At 44.5% G+C, this 21,234-nt stretch carries 16 protein-coding genes; 13 read left to right on the top strand and 3 right to left on the bottom strand.

Features of this window, described 5'->3' with window-relative positions:
• Positions 1–15: 15 nt before the first annotated feature.
• From L4C44_RS12175 to L4C44_RS12165, 3 genes are all read left to right on the top strand, one after another.
• Positions 16–1,527, top strand: a complete 1,512-nt coding sequence (locus tag L4C44_RS12175; protein ID WP_428805125.1) for a DUF1214 domain-containing protein — start codon at positions 16–18, stop codon at positions 1,525–1,527.
• A 230-nt stretch (positions 1,528–1,757) separates the two neighbouring features.
• On the top strand, positions 1,758–3,089 hold the full coding sequence (locus tag L4C44_RS12170; protein WP_428805124.1) for an MFS transporter: 1,332 nt from the start codon (positions 1,758–1,760) through the stop codon (positions 3,087–3,089).
• A 123-nt stretch (positions 3,090–3,212) separates the two neighbouring features.
• A complete protein-coding gene (locus L4C44_RS12165) occupies positions 3,213–4,094 on the top strand; it encodes a DMT family transporter (RefSeq protein WP_048661060.1) in 882 nt (293 codons plus the stop codon).
• Between the two features lie 34 nt (positions 4,095–4,128).
• Here L4C44_RS12165 and L4C44_RS12160 read toward each other — a convergent pair whose 3' ends face one another.
• Positions 4,129–5,316, bottom strand: a complete 1,188-nt coding sequence (locus L4C44_RS12160; protein ID WP_048661058.1) for a GGDEF domain-containing protein — start codon at positions 5,314–5,316, stop codon at positions 4,129–4,131.
• A 303-nt stretch (positions 5,317–5,619) separates the two neighbouring features.
• Here L4C44_RS12160 and L4C44_RS12155 point away from each other — a divergent pair, with 303 nt between their 5' ends.
• The 3 genes from L4C44_RS12155 (at position 5,620) to L4C44_RS12145 (ending at position 9,622) form a co-directional block, all read left to right on the top strand.
• Positions 5,620–6,408: a phytanoyl-CoA dioxygenase family protein gene (locus L4C44_RS12155; protein WP_428805123.1), complete on the top strand. Its 789-nt coding sequence runs from the start codon at positions 5,620–5,622 to the stop codon at positions 6,406–6,408.
• 20 nt (positions 6,409–6,428) lie between these two features.
• Entirely contained in the window at positions 6,429–7,418 is a 990-nt protein-coding gene (locus L4C44_RS12150; RefSeq protein WP_048662408.1) for a zinc-dependent alcohol dehydrogenase family protein, read from the top strand.
• A gap of 299 nt (positions 7,419–7,717) precedes the next feature.
• Positions 7,718–9,622: a bifunctional metallophosphatase/5'-nucleotidase gene (locus L4C44_RS12145; RefSeq protein WP_428805122.1), complete on the top strand. Its 1,905-nt coding sequence runs from the start codon at positions 7,718–7,720 to the stop codon at positions 9,620–9,622.
• Positions 9,623–9,813: 191 nt separating this feature from the next.
• On the opposite strand, the gene L4C44_RS12140 is transcribed toward L4C44_RS12145, so the two are convergent.
• Positions 9,814–10,302: a hypothetical protein gene (locus L4C44_RS12140; RefSeq protein WP_428805121.1), complete on the bottom strand. Its 489-nt coding sequence runs from the start codon at positions 10,300–10,302 to the stop codon at positions 9,814–9,816.
• 542 nt (positions 10,303–10,844) lie between these two features.
• On the opposite strand from L4C44_RS12140, the gene L4C44_RS12135 reads away from it, so the two are divergent.
• From L4C44_RS12135 to L4C44_RS12120, 4 genes are all read left to right on the top strand, one after another.
• Positions 10,845–11,543 carry an ABC transporter ATP-binding protein gene (locus L4C44_RS12135; RefSeq protein ID WP_428805120.1) on the top strand — a complete coding sequence of 233 codons (699 nt, stop codon included), beginning with the start codon at positions 10,845–10,847 and terminating at the stop codon, positions 11,541–11,543.
• Between the two features lie 8 nt (positions 11,544–11,551).
• A complete protein-coding gene (locus L4C44_RS12130) occupies positions 11,552–14,086 on the top strand; it encodes an ABC transporter permease (protein ID WP_428805119.1) in 2,535 nt (844 codons plus the stop codon).
• Entirely contained in the window at positions 14,086–15,219 is a 1,134-nt protein-coding gene (locus tag L4C44_RS12125; protein WP_428805118.1) for a lipocalin-like domain-containing protein, read from the top strand. Before L4C44_RS12130 ends, L4C44_RS12125 begins: the two co-directional genes overlap by 1 nt.
• 457 nt (positions 15,220–15,676) lie before the next feature.
• Positions 15,677–16,606 (top strand): LysR family transcriptional regulator, encoded by a 930-nt coding sequence (locus tag L4C44_RS12120; protein WP_372385757.1) that lies wholly within the window; start codon positions 15,677–15,679, stop codon positions 16,604–16,606.
• A 61-nt stretch (positions 16,607–16,667) separates the two neighbouring features.
• Here L4C44_RS12120 and L4C44_RS12115 read toward each other — a convergent pair whose 3' ends face one another.
• Complete coding sequence (locus L4C44_RS12115) at positions 16,668–17,732, bottom strand: alpha/beta hydrolase (RefSeq protein ID WP_428805117.1); 1,065 nt, start codon at positions 17,730–17,732, stop codon at positions 16,668–16,670.
• 265 nt (positions 17,733–17,997) lie between these two features.
• Between L4C44_RS12115 and L4C44_RS12110 the strand changes: the two genes are divergently transcribed.
• The 3 genes from L4C44_RS12110 to L4C44_RS12100 all read left to right on the top strand — a co-directional run bounded on the left by L4C44_RS12110 (position 17,998) and on the right by L4C44_RS12100 (position 21,208).
• Entirely contained in the window at positions 17,998–19,089 is a 1,092-nt protein-coding gene (locus L4C44_RS12110; RefSeq protein WP_428805116.1) for a calcium:cation antiporter, read from the top strand.
• Between the two features lie 67 nt (positions 19,090–19,156).
• A complete protein-coding gene (locus L4C44_RS12105; protein ID WP_327784758.1) occupies positions 19,157–19,807 on the top strand; it encodes a DedA family protein in 651 nt (216 codons plus the stop codon).
• Between the two features lie 9 nt (positions 19,808–19,816).
• Positions 19,817–21,208: a magnesium transporter gene (locus tag L4C44_RS12100; protein ID WP_327784757.1), complete on the top strand. Its 1,392-nt coding sequence runs from the start codon at positions 19,817–19,819 to the stop codon at positions 21,206–21,208.
• Positions 21,209–21,234 lie beyond the last annotated feature (26 nt).

Here is a 21,234-nt window from a genome sequence, read left to right as displayed (position 1 = left end):
TTTTGAGGACACATTATGAACATGATATCTAAAGCCCTTGCCAGTACTTTCACACATCCACTGCGATCAACAGCGATGCTCGTTTCTATAACAGCCTTGTTTTCAGCAACGGCGATTGCTGGAAACGATAACCCAACAGAAACCCTTCAAACACGTGCGGGAGACTTCACCTTCGAAACCGACTTTCTTCATGGTATTCCAACACAAGAAAGCTCAGCAAAACTGTTCGAACTAATGGACTATCAACGCGCGTCACAAGCTTACATTTGGTCAGTGCCTTTGGTGTCAAACTACGCATGGAAACAAGCCTATGCAGACATGGGGGCAGAAGATGGTCAAATTACTTATGTTGAGTCTCATGAATCTAAGCTAGGCGGCTTAACTTACAACACCTCTACGCCTTACGCGATTACTTGGTTTAACGTAGAAAAAGAGCCCGTTGTTATAGAAATCCCCACAGATGAACTGCGCGGCGCAGTACACACCATGTGGCAGATCGGAATTTCTCAGATGACCGAGCCGGGCGTCTACGTGGTAAAAGCCAAAGGGTCTGAGACACCGAGTAATCTGCCAAAAGGCGCTCAGGTTTTTGAGTCAGACACCAACTATGTTTTCTTTGGCGTTCGCTTAATGGCAGAGTCAGACCAGCAACGTATGAAAGACTTAGAGGCCCTGAAAATTACCAACCTCAACGGAAAGCCACTGAGTGATAACGGCGTAAACTTCCCTGAGCGTGGTGAAGATGCCAAACACCCAAGAGGCATGGCATTTTGGAATACGTTGAATGAAGCCATTCAAGCTGAGCCAGTAGCAGAGCGTGATCGCATGATGCACGACATGCTACGTCCCTTGGGTATTGAGAAAGGTAAGACGTTTGAACCATCAGGTCAGCAGCGTGAGATTTTAGAACAAGCTGTAGTGATGGGGGAAGCTATGGTTAAGAATATCGACTTCAACAAAACAGAACGCTTGCCACACGCAGCTTACGGTAAGGAAGGCAACTTTTGGGAAGTAGCGACGGCTTCAACACCAAACCAAGATCGTTACTACGGTATGGATCTCGATGGACGCGCAGCATGGTTCTACGAAGCTGTAACTAACGACGTAGCAATGCACGGTTTTGAGAATGGCGGTTGGGGCCAGATCTATCTAGACAACTACCGCGATGACAGTGGTAAGGGGCTTAATGGCAGCAACCACTACACTCTGACTCTGGATGGTGATGTAAACTTCGCGGATCTGTTCTGGACAATCACTATTTATAACGTTGAGAACCGCGCCATTATCGACAACGACATTGAGCGTGCAGATGTAGGTTCAAACATCGAGGGAACGGTCAAAGACGCACAAGGCAATTACACCTTCCACTTCTCGCCAACTAAGCCAGCAGGTGTGAATGAAGCTAACTGGGTGCAAACACGAGAAAACGAAAACTGGTTTGTTTACTTCCGTGCATACTCACCAAGTAAAGCATTTGTAGCGCAGCAGCCAGAAACCTTATTACCTAACTTCAAGCGTGTGGATTAATCGCCTATAAGAAATTTCATCAAGAACAATTATCAAGTTAGATGAAGTAATAAAAACAAGAAGAGGAGTCTAGTTGCTCCTCCTCTTGTTAGCTCCTTTATATTTTTAGCCTTTACATGTACAGAGAGACAAGCTCATCAAAAGTTTTCCGATTCTTACAACAATCCCATGATTTAAATAGAGAAAAGAGGTATACATAATGATGTATTATCTAAATTACTGAAATTATCATGACGCTCAAAGAGATCCTTAAAATTCCCAATGTCCGCTACTTCTTGATGTTTAGAAGCAGCTACTTTGCGCGTTTTTATTACCCAGTATTCACTCTACTCTACTTAGATTACGGGCTAACCCTTTCTCAATTCGCGATGCTCAATGTAGTTTGGGCGGCCACCATTGTGCTTGCTGAAGTACCGTCGGGTGCATTCGCTGATACCTTAGGCCGCAAGAAACTAGTGGTGCTGTCTTCGATCGTGATGTTTGTTGAGATCGCGATGATCGCGCTAGTGCCAACCGGAAACCCTGACTTGGTGTTCATAGTCTTTCTGATTAACCGGATTCTCAGTGGCTTAGCGATGGCACTGGCCAGCGGCGCCGACGAGGCATTGGCTTACGACACCTTAAAAGAACAAGGCAATGAAGAGTTGTGGCCTCGAGTGCTGCAAATCCAGCTTCGTGTCGCGTCTAGCGTGGGGATCTTTGTCACGCTGGTTGGTGCGGCGATGTACGATGTGAACTTTATGACAAATATCTTTCATTTCCTTGGATTAGCCGAGCCAGAAAGCACTAAAGACCTGATGCGTATTCCCGTATTTGCCACCCTATTTGTTGCGATGCTCGCTATCTATGCAGCGATTAATATGCGCGAAGAGAAAAAGGTGATGCCAAGCGACCAAACCAAATTAGCAACCACCATCACAAGTCTTAAATTAACGATCGATGCGGGTAAATGGGTATTTGCTACGCCTTACGTGCTGTTCATCTTGCTCTACTACAGCCTATTCGAACACACCTCACGCATGTTCCTCACCATGAACAGCCAATACTATCTGGCCATTGATATTCCTATTATCTACTTCGGTTTTATTGGCGCGGGTATAAGCTTACTTAAGATCATCTTAGCTGGGCAAAGCCGAAGATTAGCAGAGAGCATTGAGCCTAAAACCTTCATCGTGGTTATGGGATTGGCGAGCACGGCGACTTATTACTGGATCAGTTTAGGTTGGTCGATCTACGGAGTCATTCCGGCATTGATGTTAATCTTTATCATCATGACGATGAATATTTTCATCAGCTACCACCTGAATAAAAAGACCGAATCGCACAACAGAGCCACGGTCCTTAGCTTTAAAGGGCTGATGTTTAACCTCGGATACGGCCTGATCGGTATCTTGTACGCTTACTACTATAAGTTGGTTTCTCAGGGCTACACCGAACAAGAAATAGAACAGAACCTTGCCTTCTTGGCCTCACTATCTTCGTTTTTCTATTACTTCACCATACTGTTCGTTTCGATCAGCGCGCTGTTCTACTTCAAGAACAAGAAACAGCCGATCTTCTGAAGAGCGATCTAATACTGAATAGAGAATAAAGGTGAGCCTCTGGCTATAATCAGACCATGTCGCTTCTTATCATGTGATTTTTTGTTAGTATCATCATCAAATTACATCACACATGGAAGCATCATGTCTTTTAGTTGGATCGCCTTTACTCTTCTCGCAGCCTTTAGCCAATCTTGGCGCAATGCCTTTCAAAGCAAACTCAGTGGCACCATGAGCGTGGCTGGCGTGACGTTGGCGCGTTTTATTTGGGCTGGCCCAATAGCCCTTATTTACCTCTACACCCTCTATCAATGGCAGCCTGTAGCTATCCCCGACTTTTCGGGTGAATTTGTTTTCTATATTGTTGCTGCCGCCATTATGCAGATCCTCGCGACCGGCTTAATGGTGATGCTGTTCAAGCTAGAAAACTATGCGATAGGCGCTGGGTTAGCCAAGTGTGAAGCTCCTGTTTCTGCGGTGCTCTCCGTGTTGTTTTTTGGCACCGCATTAACAGTGACAGGTTGGGTCGGCGTACTTATTGGTACTTTAGGCGTGCTAATCATGAGTAGCGCTTCTGGCTGGCGAAGCTTGTCCCCGAAAGTGTTCTTGTTAGGTATGGCGTGTAGCACCGCCTTTGCTTTAACGTCTCTTTGGGTACGTGAAGCTAGCTTGAGCATTGGCTTACCCTTCCCTCACAGCGCAGCGTGGGTGCTGTTCCTAGTTATTTCCCTTCAAACAGTGATTATCTGTACGTACCTCTTTTTCAGAGAACGCGACACGTTACACCAGATATTCAAGAAGTCGAGATTGGTGGTGATGACAAGCTTAGCCAGTGTGATTGGTTCTCTTGGCTGGTTTAGTGCGATGTCACTTCAAGCCGTGCCTTATGTGAAAACGTTGGGACAAGTTGAGGTGGTCTTTATGGTGTTGATATCTTACTTCTGGTTGGGGCAAAGCATCGCGCGCAAAGACATTGTTGCACTGATCTTGCTTTCTATCGCAGCGGTGTTGGTGATGTGGCAATAATTTGAACAAACTAACGCATAAAGACCTGTCATCATCAGGCAGTGACGAGCTCGTTAATATGGCTAGGACAAATTGAAGTCATATTGCGACCGTTTGTTTTCGCTTGATACAACGCTTTGTCGGCTCGACTAATAAACCCATCCCAATTCTCATGTGGGTGAAGCTGAGCGACACCGAAACTCGACGTCAGAAACATCTCTTTTCCTTGCACGGCTGAGATCTCTGAAATAGACAATCGCAGCTTACAAGCAATAGCCTGTGCTTGTAGGAAATTGACATTGGGTAATAAAATCATTATCTCGTCTCCGCCAAAACGGAACGCGCTGGCTGTTGGCGATGTTTTTATCGCACTTTGAACCATTTCAGCAAAAGACTTGATCACGAGATCACCCACAATGTGTCCGTGTTGATCATTGATCGACTTAAAATTATCAATATCCATCATAATGGCACTGACAGGCGTAGTACCCGCCTGCTTCATGATGACTGGAACCATTTCATCTAATGCTCTGCGGTTTCCAAGTGCCGTTAAAGGATCACTGTAAGACAGGTCATGAATAGACCTAAGTAACCTTGCATTAATCAACCAGAGCATCGTGAAGCTCATCGATACGATAAGAACAATACTGACTAAAAAGGCAAGTTGATGAATAAGTGCGGCCGCCATGAAATCCTCCAGCTCAGCTGAAAATAACGTCACCGTTACTCGGAAAACCATAAACCCGCCATATATCAAAAATGACAAGGCCATCATCCGAGTTGCTAAGGTTAAGTCATCGCGTTGACCCTTCAATACCGCAAAGGCAGTACAAACAGTCACAAAGGCCAAATAGAAACTAATGAGGATGATTCGAGCCTTGATGGAAGGTTCGTAGTACGTAAAATAAATAAAACATGGCAAAAGAGCCAACATCATCAGACTACTTAGGTAGGTGCATTTTAGGGAATATTCTCGAAATAGGCATAAGCTATACAAAGCGAGATGAAAGCCAAGCGCAATGACCATGTTGGCGCCAATAACAGTGATCCAATCAGGGAGTTCCCCTCTTAGGCTCAACATCAACGGCCCACTTCCGATAACAAATATTGAAATGGAAAAAATTGAAAGCCCTTTAATGGACTGTTGGGTAAATTGGAACAGCAACAAGCCAATGCAGTAAATGAAAGAGAACAAAATAATAATAAAATTAAGTGTTCTCATATCCAGCGAAAAACCATCCATGATTTACTCTCTTCCCTAAGCCAATTAAATTATAACATGGTCAATAGTTATCGAAATCATAAATTTATTCACCAAATGAATCATTACACTTTGTAAAATAGGGGATGTGTCACATATGGGGAGATCGGTATCGCATGAGTCCATGATATGGATAGGTATGTAAAACTCGCCCCATATGGCTTTATAACATCACTGAATCTACACGCTTCTTCACTCGTTACTTGGTTGAATGACGACTGTCTGGCATTATGCGCTCAAGAAATCTGTAGTTATTACGCGGTACAGAATGAATGAAGGTAGTCAGTGGTAGAAAACAGCCAACAATTAAGTAGCCAATACGACGAACATGGTTACTTTGTTATCAGAAATTATTTCAATGAAGCTCAAATTGCATCGCTAAGAAAAGTCGTGCTGAAATTCCATGCATCATGGAAAGCAGACAACGAAGAATTCTATCAAGAAGAAGCATTTAACTCGTCTTTGATTACGGGAAGTGAGTATTTGCCAACCGAAGATAGACGCGTACTTTTCAACTTCATCAGCTCAAAAAAAGTCATGGAAGTGGTCGATGCGGTGATTCCGAACAAACCGGCATTCATGAATACACAGCTGTTCTTCAACCCAGTAAACCCGCAGCAAAAAGACTTCTGGCATCGTGACTGTCAATACGACTACGACATTGATGACCAGATGAAAGTCATCATGGAAACCCAGGTATTGCATCTGCGAGTGCCCCTTTTTGATGAGCCAGGTATGGAGCTTATCCCCGGAACACATAAGCGCTGGGACAACGAAGAAGAGTACAATGTTCGCCAAGAAGAAAACGGCAAAGTGAGCAGCGATGACATATCTGGCGGTAAGCAAATACCATTAGCAGCCGGGGACTTATTGGTGTTTTCAGCGGATATGATCCACCGAGGCCGTTATGGCTTGGATCGTTTAGCTTTGGATATTTTGATCTTCGATTCGGCGGCAGACTATGTCGACTACGTTGATGACGACTGTTTACCAACACCAGCTATGTTGAGCAATATTAGCGACCCAAGATTGTTTATGAACACGCTACACTTAAAATCAATGCAGTACTCATAATCCATAAAGGTACCCGAACTATGACTGACACTAAGCAAAATACCCGAATTAGCCAGTTCCGTTTCGGTCAGCCAAAAGAATCTCTCAAGTTAGAACATGTCGCTTTAGGGGCACTAGACAAAGATAAAGTTCGAGTACAAATTGAAGCCACTAACATTAATCCTAGTGATCTGTTGTCGATTTATGGTGTGGGCCAATACAAACATAGCCACCAGCCGCCGAGAGTACCGGGGTTTGAAGCGGTAGGAAGGGTTATCGAGTCCAGTCATGCAGAGTTTGCAGTGGATCAGCGCGTGCTTGTGGCAACCAGTGGAACATGGCAGAACTATGTCGATGTATCACCAGATGACCTGTTCCAAATTCCTCAGCATCTAGAAAATGGCTACGCCTGCCAGTTGTACATTAATGCGCTAACCGCATGGGTGTTGACGACAGAAGTGGCTAAGCTGACCCAAGAAGATGTGTTGATCATCAACGCAGGCAGCTCTGCCATCGGTAAGATCTTCTCCCAGTTATCAGTATCACTCGGCTTCCAAATCATTGTCGTTACATCACAGCCGACACAATACCCAACCACTTCCAGTTGGGTGTTAGATGCGAACGCTAATCTAGTTTATCAAATTAAGGCGTTAGACTTGCCTATGCCAACCGTTGCCTTTGATGCGATTGGCGGTTCACCCGGAACCGATCTTATTCACACCCTTGGCAACAATGGGCGCTTTATCAACTATGGGACGTTGTCGCTGGATTTTTACGAACCACGCTTCTTTGAATACGCGAAAAGCCAACACATCGATTTCAGTACCTTCTTCTTACGTTATTGGGAAGAAGCGGAAGGTAAAGATGTTCGCCGTGATAAGTTCACGACCATGCTAGATCACTTCATCACAAACGACATTCAGCTCGACATTGACCGCTATCTGCCATTCGATGAAGTGCAAACCGCGATTGATCTCATTGAATCGAAAACCATACGCTTGAACGGCAAGATCATATTACAGCCACAGTAAGTGAAAGTTGGACGATATACCTTGTTTATCTCAACAGGCAAGACGTTCAACAGCTTACAAACGTGCTTATTAATACACCAACGCATAGAAAGTTTGATCAAAGAATTCGGAGTATTAAAAGATAGCGAAGAGTTGTAGTGAGTTTCATCGTAACTTAAGTGGTTACGAGATAGTCATGAATCACATTTATTTGAAACATCAGTAAGTTACATCACTATAAATATGACACTGATCACCCATAAGGTAATCTCGATTCTATATGGTAGAGTCATACTTAAAACCACGATGTGAACATACTTATGAAAAGACACATACTATCAAGCGCCATCCTACTCTCTCTAGCCTTTCCCACCTTTGCAGCTGATGGCGACATACACGATGTCACGATACTGGGTACTTCAGATATCCACGGTCATTTTATGGCGTGGGATTACGCGGCAGATAAACTCAACACTCGTGGTAGCTTGAGCCAAATCGCGACCAAGGTTGGTGAGATCCGCAAAGAGCAATCTAACATTATCCTTGTCGACGCTGGCGACACCATCCAAGGCAACTTCGTAGAAACCTTCAAAGACGAGCCCGTTGATCCAATGATGCTTGGCTTTAATCACATGAAATACGATGTATGGGTTTTAGGTAACCACGAATTCGACTTTGGCCTTAAAACGCTCAACAGAGCCGTTACCCAATTTAAAGGGCAGTCTCTCGGCGGCAACATCAAGAACAAAAACGGAAATCCATTCTTACCGGGTTACACCATTCTAGAACGCGGTGGCATTAAGATCGGCGTGATCGGAATGGATACCCCAATGACGGAGGTCTTTGCGCAAGGTACAAACCGTTTAGAAGGCGTCACTTTCACTAATCCAACCTTGGAAGTGAAGAAAATCGTCAAAGAGATTGATGATAAAGTGGATGCTATCGTATTGGTTGCCCATATGGGGATTGAGAACGAGAATGACATTGCCGACACCGGTGTCACCGACATTGCCAATGCAAACCCAGAGCTTGATGCCATCGTCGCTGGTCACATGCACACTCGCATCGATAAGGCCGTTGTGAATGGCGTTATTATTACTGAGCCCGACAAATATGGCCGAGCCCTATCTCGTATCGATCTTCAATTTGAAGAGCGCGATGGCACATTCACTCTCGTCAACAAAGACAGCTTCACTTATAAAATCAAAGGTATCGATTCTGATGAGAATATGGACGAGCTATACCAGCCTTATCATAAACAACTCCGAGAAATGGCGAATCGACCTGTCGCTCAGCTTACCGGCGTTGATTTAGTCCCTGAAAACGAAATCCGCGGTATCCCTCAAGTCCATGTTCAAGACACAGGCATCAGTGCGCTATACCAAGAAGCGAGCTTCTTCTATGCACCTAAAGCCAATGTCATCGCACTTCAAATAGACAATGACAATGCAGAGCTCGATGTTGGCCCAATCAAAGCCAAAGACATCGCGTACAACTACCAATATGCAGGTGGCGAAATCACTGTCTACCAGATGACAGGCAAAGAGTTAAGAACCTACATGGAATGGTCTGCGGGCTACTTCAACTCAGTACAACCTGGCGATGTGACCTACAGCTTTAACCCTGAACGCAGAGCATCAAAATATTCGACCAATGACTTCTTCGCGGGTGTGACTTATACCATCGACCTCACTCAACCTGCAGGTACACGCATCACCAACCTCGTGTTTGCTGATGGCACACAGGTTACTGATGAAACAGAAATCCGTATTGGTATGAATAGCTATCGAATGGGTCACCTAACCAAGAAAGGCGGCGTACTAGAAGGTGAATCGTTCCCTGTACTCTTTGATACTGAAGCTGAATATGGAGAAGAAGCTGGCACAATCCGTAATATGACCATCAAGTATCTTAAAGAAGAAAAGAACGGTCATTATGAAGGCAAGCCTCAACAACGATGGGCACTTTCTGGTTTAGAGAGCCGCTACAATGAACAGCGTGAGATCGTAAAATCATTGATTAATGATGAAACCATATCAATCCCAACCAGTGATGATGGACGCTACACAAACATCGCTTCTATCAACGTGAAAGAACTGATGTTCAAATCTGACGAAGCCAAACAAACAGCCATAACCAAACGCGAAAAGAAACTGGCGCAGGCTAGTGAACAAGAGAGCAAGCAGATCAAACGTGAAATCACTCTGATCAAAGCACTCAACTAATCCCTGACCTCGAACCAATAACGACTTAACGACGCTGGGAGCGTGGTTAAGTCGTTGTCGTTTCCATCTTCCAACATTACATCTGTACTGAGTAAAGCGGTTGATATTGGATGAATGAGCTGCAAAGGCTAACTCGTAGTTGGTAAAGTGCTTTGGGTTAAAAGTCAGCCTGTCACTGCTTTTAGAAATGTTTAATTTGAGTAACAAGATTTTATGGATGCCAAAAGCAGAAATAATTTCAAGCAATCAGTTTTATTGTACGGGCTCTCTCTGCGACCATGCGCTGAAACATGTCTATTTAACGTAATGTCGCATTCACTAGCATCGAACCGCATCGGTGAAAACAGTTCCTCGGTTGTGTTTGCGATCTGAAAAAGCTTACTCTTTAGACCTAAATTAAACGATTTGATAGATTCGATTAACATGTCACTGTAAGGTGGAATCAATAGTCGAGTTTCTCTTTCTAACTCAACTTGTAATAATGATTCAAAGCGTTCAGTCAATAACTCTTCTATTGCTTCAACTTCACTTAGCTCATGCTCCCGCATGTAATCAAATAGTTCATTTTCTAAAGTTTCGGACGTAACACACCAACCTTGCTTTCTAAGTTCATCACTTTCGCACCATATTGCTTGATCTAAAACTCGTTGAAATAGCTCGATAACATAATGTTCATTCATCCAAATTTACCTAACAGATAATTTCTATACCTAATGTAAAATCGTCATCCCACTTCATAGTAGATTGATTATACTAAAATTTTTTACTTCATTAAAATCTCTTATGCTATTTGCGAGTTTTCAGCACCTCCAGTATAAACTTTCTACATAGTGATATGTTCAAGTGCTACCGTGCAAGATTACAACTAGATCTGAGTTATTTGAGTGCTGCTAGATAGGTATAATTTCCCCCGAAATACAACGCGAGGATTCACAGTGAACAACATTAGAAGAATGGAACAGTAACAAGCTAGAGAAACAGCACGAACCATCTAACGATAAATCCAAAAGCCTCCATAGTGACTCTAAGCTCCCACCACCAACTGTATTCTCCCTCTCACTGATCTATTTCCCTCTTTTTGAAGTACAAGTTATTAATAACTCGATATAAATCGCTCTATTGTTTGAAATTGTTGTCTACAGTTTTATAGAGCTTGCCGTTTTGGTAATTGCCACAAGTAACGACACCTTTTGATGGTAATTTTTGGTTATAAGGAAAGGAAATGGAAAGCCCAATTGTCACACTCACACATGCCAGCAAAAGCTTTGTTGATGGTAAAGATATCCATCACGTGTTGGACAATGTCGACTTCGCTTTGGCGACAAGGGCAAGCGTGGCTTTAACAGGGGCGAGTGGCAGTGGGAAGAGTACTCTGCTGAACATCATTGCGGGCTTTGAACCTCTATCTGGTGGCGAGTTGTGGCTCGATGGCGAAAATACATTAAATTGGAAAGATCCACAGTGGAGCCGATTCCGCCATCAAAAATTAGGCGTTATCTTTCAACAGTTCAACTTGCTAACGCCACTCAACGTAAAACAAAACATCGCCTTCCCTCTTCATTTAAATCAACAGAAATGGAGCGACTGGTGCGACTATTTAGTTGATGCATTGGGTATCAGCGAGCTACTCGAAAGACATGTATCCGCACTCTCTGGCGGTCAGCAACAACGAGTCGCAATAGCGCGTGCACTAGCACATAAACCCAAACTACTGCTTGCCGACGAACCCACAGGTAACCTCGACCACAAAGCAGGTATTGAGGTAATGAAGCTGCTCAGTGAAATTACCACGCAAGGCAACACTGCCGTGCTTTTGGTTACGCACAGCCCAGAATGCGCTAGCTTTATGCAGACAAAATTGGTGTTAGATGATGGTTGTTTAAAGAACGCGGAGCTAACCCCAAGAGCAACAGCGTTGTGAGTAATCCAATGAAGCAAACTGGCTTCGCTCAGAACCAGCTCATCCATACCAAGCTGACTCTGAACCTATTCGCGGCGCACTATCGTCAATCACCATTGCAAGCCGCAGCGATTCTGATCGGCATTGTGCTAGCGGTCACCTTGTTTGTCGCAGTGCAAGCCATCAACCTCAATGCCAAGCGCAGTTATGCAAAATCGACCGAGCAACTTAGCGCCCAAGCACAAAACCTTATCATTCCACCAGCAGGGCAAAACTATTTGCCGGAATCGCTCTACTTCAGCTTAAGACAAAGTGGATTAAGCGCAGCACTGCCTGTTATAGAAGGGCGAGTAAGAGACGAACAAGGTCAACGTTGGTCTGTTCAAGGCAGTGAGTTGATCGCTGCCCTCACTTCAAGAAATCGCCACGCTCGCGTCGACGAAAAAAGCAATACTCAAACCAAAGAGCCAAACATTTCCCTGTTCGACAATGCCTTACCTTTGCCGCAACTCTTAGCGAGTGAACCCATTGTGATGATGAGCCAGTCGCAACACCAAAATTTGGGAGGAGTAGACGCACTCACTTTGGATGAAGTGCTCACCCAAGTGGTAGTGCTGCCCGATGAATGGCAACTGGGCAGCAGAATGTTGATGGATATTGGATTCGCTCAGCAACTGCTTAACAAGCAAGGACAACTGAGCTATATCGCTATTTTTGACACTAAGAGCGACACTAACAGCAATACTCAGGATAAATGGCAAAGCCTTATTGGCAAGCAAGGGCAATGGATTTCCAACAACCAAAGCACGGATCTCGGTTCAATTACCGATAGCTTTCACCTCAACCTCACCGCCATGAGTTTGTTGGCGTTTTTGGTTGGCCTGTTCATCGCTTACAATGGCGTGAAGTACAGTTTGCTGAAACGTAATCGGCTGTTGGTGCAAATTCAACAAGCCGGCATTGCGCCAAGCATCGTATTTTCAGCTCTGTTAGTCGAGCTGACTCTCTTAGTCACAATGGGCGCGTCGCTTGGTTTCATTCTCGGCATTCAACTCAGCCATTGGCTACATCCCACCGTCGCGATAACGCTTGAGCAACTTTATGGTGCAACACTGCTTCCCGGCACATGGCAGTGGCAATGGTTAGTGCAGGCACTGCTACTCACGCTGGCCGCAACGCTTGTCGCGTGTTGGCAGCACTTTAAACAGCGAGTGCGACAACCCCTCTCTTCCCATGGCGGTTTCTATCAAGCGCCGGAAGCGTCTAACGAAAATCAGCTATTTGTTATCGGGTCAGTATTAACTATTGTCGCGTTAGCAGGGTTATGGCTGAGCCAGCATCACCGCTTCACCATGGCGTGGCTAGGCGTGTTAGTGGTGTCGATTCCCTTGTATCTACCCAAAACGCTCAGCGTGTTAGCAAATTGGAGCGAGCAGCGCACCAAGTCGGGATTAATGCAGTATCTGTTTGCTGAGCTGCGTGAACTTATCTCCCCTCTTTCCCTTGCCATGATGGCGTTGCTTCTCGCCGTCACCGCCAATATAGGGATGAATACTTTAGTCGGCAGCTTTGAATCCACGTTAAAGCAATGGCTTGAACAACGATTGCATGCTGATATTTACGTTAGCCCAGCCCAAGGTGAAATCGCGAATGTGGAGCGTGCGTTAGAGCAGTTTGAGAACGTTGAAACCGTCTACAAGCAATACTACGTCGATGATAACTTGCAGGGCTTACCGACTTTGATCGGCACCAAAGACAAAGACACACTTGAGCAAACCATGGTGTTCCAATCCCACCTTGATGATTTCTGGACGCGCTTTTACCAAGGTGAATTCGTGGCGATCAGCGAACCTACTGCGGTGAAGCTCGGCTTGTCCCTTGGAAGCCGACTCAAGCTCGACGCGATCCAAGACAAAACACTCATCGTCGGGGCGATTTTTCATGATTACGGCTCACCGAATGGCGAAGTGTTACTTGCACCTGATTTGTGGCTCGAAAGCGGCTTTACTGACTTACCCACCAGCTTGGGAGTCAAAGTATCTGGCGACCCACAAATGGTGTACGAACAGCTGCGCCAACAACTCAATTTGCACCCTAGCCAGCTTTACGATCAAGCACAGATCAAATCGATCGCTTTGGATATCTTTTCACAAACTTTTGCCATCACCCGTGCGCTTAATGGCGTCACCTTAATGGTGGCGGTGATTGGGTTGTTCTGCGCCTGTTTCATGTTGCTCGATGCACGCAAAGCCGCTATTGCAAGGCTGTATGCGCTCGGTGTTAGTCAGAAAAAATTGATGGCGATGGTGGTCGGGCAAATCGTTGTTCTGGTCACCTTCACTCTGATTATCGCCTTACCACTCGGCGCTATGGTCGGTTATGTGTTAACGGACATCGTTACCCTGCGCGCCTTTGGTTGGAGCTTAAATTATGTATGGAATTGGAGTGACGCAGCCAGCATCGCAACCATCACCATTTTAGTGGCTGTGATTGCGACCTTGATTCCACTGTGGCGTTTGGTCAGTAAACCCGTGGTATCCAGTTTGCAGAGTGAGGTGTTGTGATGAATCGATCAATGAGAATTTTCGTTCTCACACTTGGCATCTTGCTCCTTTTAGGGTGCGACGAGTCCACACAACAAACCGCTCAAAATATGGGTTCGATACTTGGCGCAGAAACACAAACCGACGATGGAACACAAAAAGAGGCTGAGCAATTCACGTCGGTAGTAAAAGGTATCGACATCACCTTCCCTGCCGACCATCAAGCACACCCAGATTTTCGTCATGAATGGTGGTACTTAACCGCAAACTTAATTGATGAAGACGGCAACACTTTAGGCGTGCAGTGGACACAATTCCGCTTTGCGGCTGCACCACAGGAAAGTGGCAATAGCACCAAGGAAACTACGTGGCAAAGTCAGCAAATCTACATGGCACACAGCGCCGTCACCACCAAAGACAAACACTACGCCGATGAAAAGTGGTCTCGCGACCAAGCTGAACTTGCGGGTGTTAGCGATTCGCCGTTTCGTGTTTATCTCGATGATTGGCAATGGAACTCATCAAGCAATGATCTATTCCCCGCAACCTTGAACGCTAATTCCGGTCAATTTGGCTACTCGCTAATACTCACCAGTAACTCGCCATATCAGAAACAAGGCGAGCAAGGCTACAGCACCAAAAGTAGCGATGGCAAAGTGGCCTCCTATTACTACAGCCAACCATTTATCGATGTATCAGGCAAAGTGACCATTGATGGCGTGACGCATCAGGTTTCTGGCAAAGGCTGGATAGACAGGGAATGGAGCTCGCAGTTCTTACTCGACTCGCAACAAGGCTGGGATTGGTTTGCACTCAGGCTCGATGATGAAACCAGCTTAGTCGTGTTCCAGCTACGAAACTCAGCAACAGGCGAAGCCAGTTATGCTCACGCAAGGTTAATGCAACAAGACGGTTCTGGCATTGCGATTTCACAGCAAGACATCAGCCTAACCGCCGTCAAGCAAACAGAAATCGACGGGCGAGGCTATCCAACAGAGTGGCAGGTTTTAATTCCAAGCCAGCAAATAGAACTGACAGTCTCGGCACTGAACCCCAAAGCAAAAATGCCACTATCGGTTCCCTATTGGGAAGGGCCGATTGTGATTGAAGGAACACACTCCGGTTCTGGTTATATGGAGCTTACGGGGTATTGATTGAAAAATACTACCTAACACATATTGAGTCATTAAGAGAGCGAGGGCTGAATTGAACTACCACCACTGAAGACTTAAATAGATTCTAGTAAAACCATTGGCACAATAAACTGTCCCAACACGTTCAGAGCTAATCATTTGGGCTCATTAACAATAAGATTAAATGCAGGAACAGCAATATACGGACTTTGCAAATGGCTGGGCGACTCTCCAATATCACCTATCGCAACCTAGATACTATCAATTACACAATATCAAGGTCGTTCCGATAATCCTATTAGGGTACAAATATGTTCCAAATCTCAAGTAACGGTGACATATGCAACTTTCTGTAAACCATACTTATATTTATGTTTAAGTCGGTTTGACACAGACTGACACACCTGCGGAAAAAATGAGTTTGCGTCATCCGCGTTCAACACTACAATGGAAGACTCTCAATAGTTAAGGGCTAACGATGAAAGAACTTCGCGATTTAGATTTAAACCTACTGAAACTATTGCAAGCGGTTGTAGAAACACGAAACACACATCAGGCCGCAGACAAATTGGGGATATCACAAACTAGCGTCAGTCGTGGTCTAGCTAAGCTGAGAGAAACGTTTGGTGATCAACTGTTTATTCGTAAAGCTCATGGTGTCGAGCCTTCTGAGCTAGCTGAAAAACTTGCAGAAGCCGCCGATGAAATGTTCACACCTCTACTAAAAGTCGTCGAGTCTTATCAAAATTTCGACCCTCTGCAATTTAAAGGTGAAGTGTCGATCGCAATGAACATCTTCATGCTTGAGCAATGGGGAGATGGTATTTTTAGTGCTCTAAGAGAAGCACTACCTGCTGCCAGTTTTAAATTAGTTTATTGGCAAGAACAAAGCTTAAATGAAATGCTTAATGGCCAAATAGATTACTTGCTCCTTTTTTCTCAGTTCCAATTGCCACAAGAGATTTATCAGCACCGTTTAAAAGAAATAAAACTCAGCCTCATTGCTCGTAAAGATCACCCAGTACTTAGTAAGAGTACCGCCCTAGAAGACATCCATCACCTTCCTATCACTCGGATACTCGCTGATGGGATTAACTCAAAACGCGCCCCGGTTGAAGACTTTTATTTAGCAAGAGGGTATAAAGCAAATATCGTTTTAACGACTCACAGTATTCGAGTTTTACTCAATAAATTAAAACATTCTGACGCCTTGTCTTTTGGTAGTACGTTAGTGACTGAGAATGAGCCCGAACTAAGTTGCTACCCTCTTCCGTCTATTCCAAAAGAGATGAGATCGATTCAAATTAACGGTGGATACCTGCAATCTAAACGTGGTTTTCCACTAAACCAACTGCTGCACCAAACAATACAAAATTTCTTCGATAAGGTGATTCAGCCTGAGAAGTAACTCTTTAACATCAAGTTACTTCATATTGGTCACTTATTTTGGAGCCTCTGGCAAACTAAAACTAATTGATATGCTTACTGAAGAATAAGCCAATCTCTTTGAGAGCATCTTCCGATTCAGGCATATCCGCAACGAGTCCATTCATATAATCACCATGAGACTGACCATCATAAACATGAAGCTCAGTCTCAACATCAGCGCTGCGCAGTAATCGGTGCATTCGAACCGTGTCACTCAGTAATAAATCACGAGTTCCTGAAATAAAAACAGTGGGTGGAAAAGAATCTATATTTGCGTAAATAGGTGAAATTAGCGGGTTATCCAACGCCTCACCATCAGCATATAAATCAAATGTCGCTTGAATTAATCCTTCACGCTGACCTAATGAATCAAGTCCCTTTAATGTATGCCAAGTATCTGATGTTTCATTAAGATCAACCGCGGGTGTACCAACAAAAAGAGCTCCCGGAGCAGGCAAATTCATCTCTTGTATTTTCAGTGTCGTTGCTAACGTTAAATTACCGCCCGCAGATGTGCCAAAAATTGCACTCGACTCTGCTGTTTGGGTTTTCATTAACTCTTTCCAAACGGCAACGGCATCATCAATTGCAGCTGGAAATGGGTGTAATGGCGGTTGACGATAATCAACTGAAATCACTTTTGCACCAAGACCGTCAGCGACCCAGATAGCTTCTCGTAACGCAGATTCGCCACCACCAAATACAAATGCACCACCATGAATGTGTACTAACCACTTGTCTTTATATTCAGATGAGATCACTTTTGGTGTCACAAAAAAAGTGTCTACTCCTGCAAATTGTTTTGCTTCATACGTTACTTCAAAACGTTCCGCTACCGATTTAGCGAGTTCAACTCCGTGCACATCAAACATGGACTGAAATTCAAGCCACGCCTCTGTACTTTCAGGGACAGGAAACTCTGGAATGCTGCCTCTACCTTCGATCATTTCAGCAAGCGTTGTCGATATCCCCACAGGCGTTGGAATTGTGCGCTCAGCCAAGTTGATATCAGCGATTGCCGTAGTACTTGAAAGACTAAGTACAAGCGCAGAGACAAGAGTAGTAGGCATTAAATTAGTCGGTATAAATTTGTGTAATGTTCTCATTGTGACTCCAAAGGCGACTTATGAACTGTGGTTTGCAGTTTATTTACGCCATTATTGAATTCAATGAACTTAAAATCGACGAATTAGAGAAATTCAGAATTGGGGCAATAATTAAAGCATTTATGAATTTCTCTAATTCATATTCAACCTCTCCCCACAACCATAGACTATGAGCAAATCACTACCTTATGGAGGATGTAGTGAACATTCGCGAATCAACAACGTTACTAGGACCTTACGATGTTGATATCAACGAGAAGCTCAAATGTATAAGATTTTAAAACAAGAGAAAACGCTGCTCCTCGGTATTTTGACTGTTATATTTTTCAAGATTTTAGGCGAAAACATACTGACCTCAAGTCTCTCAACCCTCTCTTATGTCATCACTACCTCTGTACTCTTTTATGTCGCCATGACCGCCATTTTCGCGGTGGTTCGCCACTCAGATTCCTTAGCAATCAAGTTGGGAGACCCGTTTGGCACACTCATTCTTACACTGTCAGTCATCTCATTAGAAGTGATCATGATCTCCTCTGTCATGTTGACCGGAGATCCGAACCCCGTTCTTGCCCGAGATACGATGTTCGCAGTGATCATGGCGGTATTGAATGGTTTTGTCGGTATTACTTTATTAGTCGGTGGGATGAAGTATCACACTCAGTCGTATAATTTGGATGGTATTAAGGCGTATTTGGTTGCCATTATCCCTCTCGCAATGCTTTGTCTGATCTTGCCAAATTTTACCAGCAGCAGTGATAACGGAAACATGTCATTCAGCTTGATGGGCACACTGGTTCTCGCATCCATTGCGTTATATGGCGTATTCCTGTTCGTACAAACACGTAGCCATACTCACTTCTTCATTGATGCCGACAATAAAAGTGAACACGACCACCACGGCCCTATAAATAGCAATCTATTTCACACTGTCATGCTCATTAGCTACTTGCTCATCGTGATACTTCTAGCAAAAGGGCTAGCTATTCCAATTAACGACAGTATTAGCGTTATGGGCGCTCCAGCAGCCCTTGGTGGCCTTATCGTTGCCCTTATTATTCTTGCTCCAGAAGCCGTTGGTGCCGTGAAAGCCGCTCTCACAAACCAACTGCAGCGTGCTATCAACCTATTTTTTGGTTCGGTATTAGCAACGATTGCACTGACCGTACCGGCCGTTTTACTCATCTCTGGCGTAATGGACCAGCCCTTGAAGTTAGGCCTAGAACCCGCAGAAATGGTGTTGCTGGCCGCGACGCTTCTCATGACCAGCGTTAGCTTTAGCAGCGGTAGAACCAACTCGCTGAATGGTGCGACCCACCTTATTCTCTTCTTCGCTTATTTGATTTTGATGTTCGACTAACACCACGCACAACAGCCAGATCATTCGATCTGGTTGTCACGTCGTTTTATACCATTAAGGAAAAAGTATGAATGAGATATTAGCCGCCATTTGGGTGCAAGATTTTGACACGCTACTTGAGATTAACTCACTCCATATCTTGCTGCTACTGCTCGCTGTTGTGTTATTTCTAGAGTCGAGCTTTGTGTTTTTGCCTCTCCCCGGAGACGGACTGGTATTGTTTGTAGGAGGACTGGTGGGATTAGGTGCTTTGGACTTTTATACCGCCCTGACTGCTCTCAGCGTATCGGCTTGTTTAGGCACGATTGTCGGTTATCTGCAAGGACGCTGGTTAGAAGGTTCACGCTTAATGAACAAAATTGAAGTCGTGCTGCCTGACGATTCATTACCTAGAGCAAGGCGTCTTCTCAATAAATTCGGGTTCCTATCGTTGTTCGTATCTCGCTTTATCCCATTCGTTCGTGTTTTAACCCCAATGCTTATGGGTATTGCACGCCTCAGCTTTATCCGCACAGCCATGATCAGCATGACCAGCTCTATCGTGTGGGTGTTAACGCTGCTTTATGCTGGAAAATACATTATGCGTCACCCATTTTTAGCCCAACACCAAGAGCTCATCACCAAATGGTTTCTCTTCACTAGCTTAACGCTGATGGCCATTGCTTTTATCACGCTGTTTGTCCGAATTATCCGTAAACGAAACCACGTTGTAGTGTAGCCCATTATTATGACCTTAATAACCATTCCATTACCTAACACTGACGCCGAGCTGCTGTACTCCGAGTTAATTTCAGCAATGAAGTCCGGAACTAGTGAGAGCATTATCAAACATATAGAAAGTGCTAACCTAACCGATTTTCCATTCGTGATTAGAAAATTCACCAACGCACAGTGTGAACAGTTTTGGGTGTTGCTTTGTACTCAAAAACCTAATCTAGCTGCTGATTTTCTGGATTTCCTAACAGAGCCAGAACGTGCACTTTTATTTTCCAACCTTCCTATCGACAGCGCAAAAGACATACTTTTACATATGCGTTCAGACGTTCGCCGTTCTCTATTACGTAGCTTACCTAAACCACTTCACAAAGCCCTTGAATCCTCCCTGCCCGAAACTTGGGAAAACGAAGAAAAAGCCGCAATGTCTTTTCCTAATGGCTCCGTGGGACGTATTTGCAAGAATGAGATCATTAAATTGGAAAGCTGGGCAACCATTTCAGACTTAGAGAACGTCTTACGTGAAGGTGAGCAAAGCTCTGAACGAATTGAGTGGCGCTACATTTATTTACACGACAAACACGGTAACTACTTAGGAGCGGTGAAAACTAGAGAACTGTTTCTCGCTCAATCTTGGGATAGATTGCTCGATCATATTGATACAAGTGTCCCCACCGTACCTGCAGATTTTGATCTCCAATCATTAAAAAGTGTGCTCGACTCTACCTCACACTCTACCGTTCCTGTTATCAACGAACATGGCTTTCAAATTGGTATTGTTGGTCACACCCAATTAAACCAGGCGTTATATGAGAAATCCGAACAACAACAACGTGAAGCCAGCGGTATATTTGGTGGCGACGAGTTTCGTACTATGCCGCTATTACAACGTAATATCCGACGCCTCACATTTTTGCTGCCATCGGTCATCTTGAGCTATGCCGCGGTATCGATCATCGCTTCCTTTGAACATATTATCGAACAAGTTGCCGTATTAGCCGCAATTTTACCTTTAGTGGCTAACTTATCCGGTGCCGCGGGTAACCAATCTGTTGCCGTTTCTATTCGAGAATTATCAACAAAGCATATTTCCGCTAGAGACTGGTTATTTGTTGTCGCCAAAGAGTTCCCGATTGGTGCTATCAATGGTCTTGCTATTGGTCTGGTTATTGCTCTACTCATGTTGATTACCCATGGTCAGCAAAGTCATTTATTACCAGTGTTAGTCGCGGGGGCCTACACGATATCGTCCACTTGTGCAGTTATGATCGGTGGCGCTTTGCCTCTAATTCTCAAGCGCGGAAACCTCGATCCGGCGATGTTATCTAGCCCACTGCTCACCACATTAACCGATGCGATTTCATTCTTTAGTGTTCTGTACCTCGCTCAGTTAATGCTTCTTTAACCTAGTTAGCTAGTCAGTCATTTAGT

The sequence above is a fragment of the Vibrio satsumensis genome, from assembly GCF_050337435.1.
Taxonomy (GTDB): domain Bacteria; phylum Pseudomonadota; class Gammaproteobacteria; order Enterobacterales; family Vibrionaceae; genus Vibrio; species Vibrio satsumensis.
This window is presented reverse-complemented; position numbering and strand designations above follow the sequence as displayed.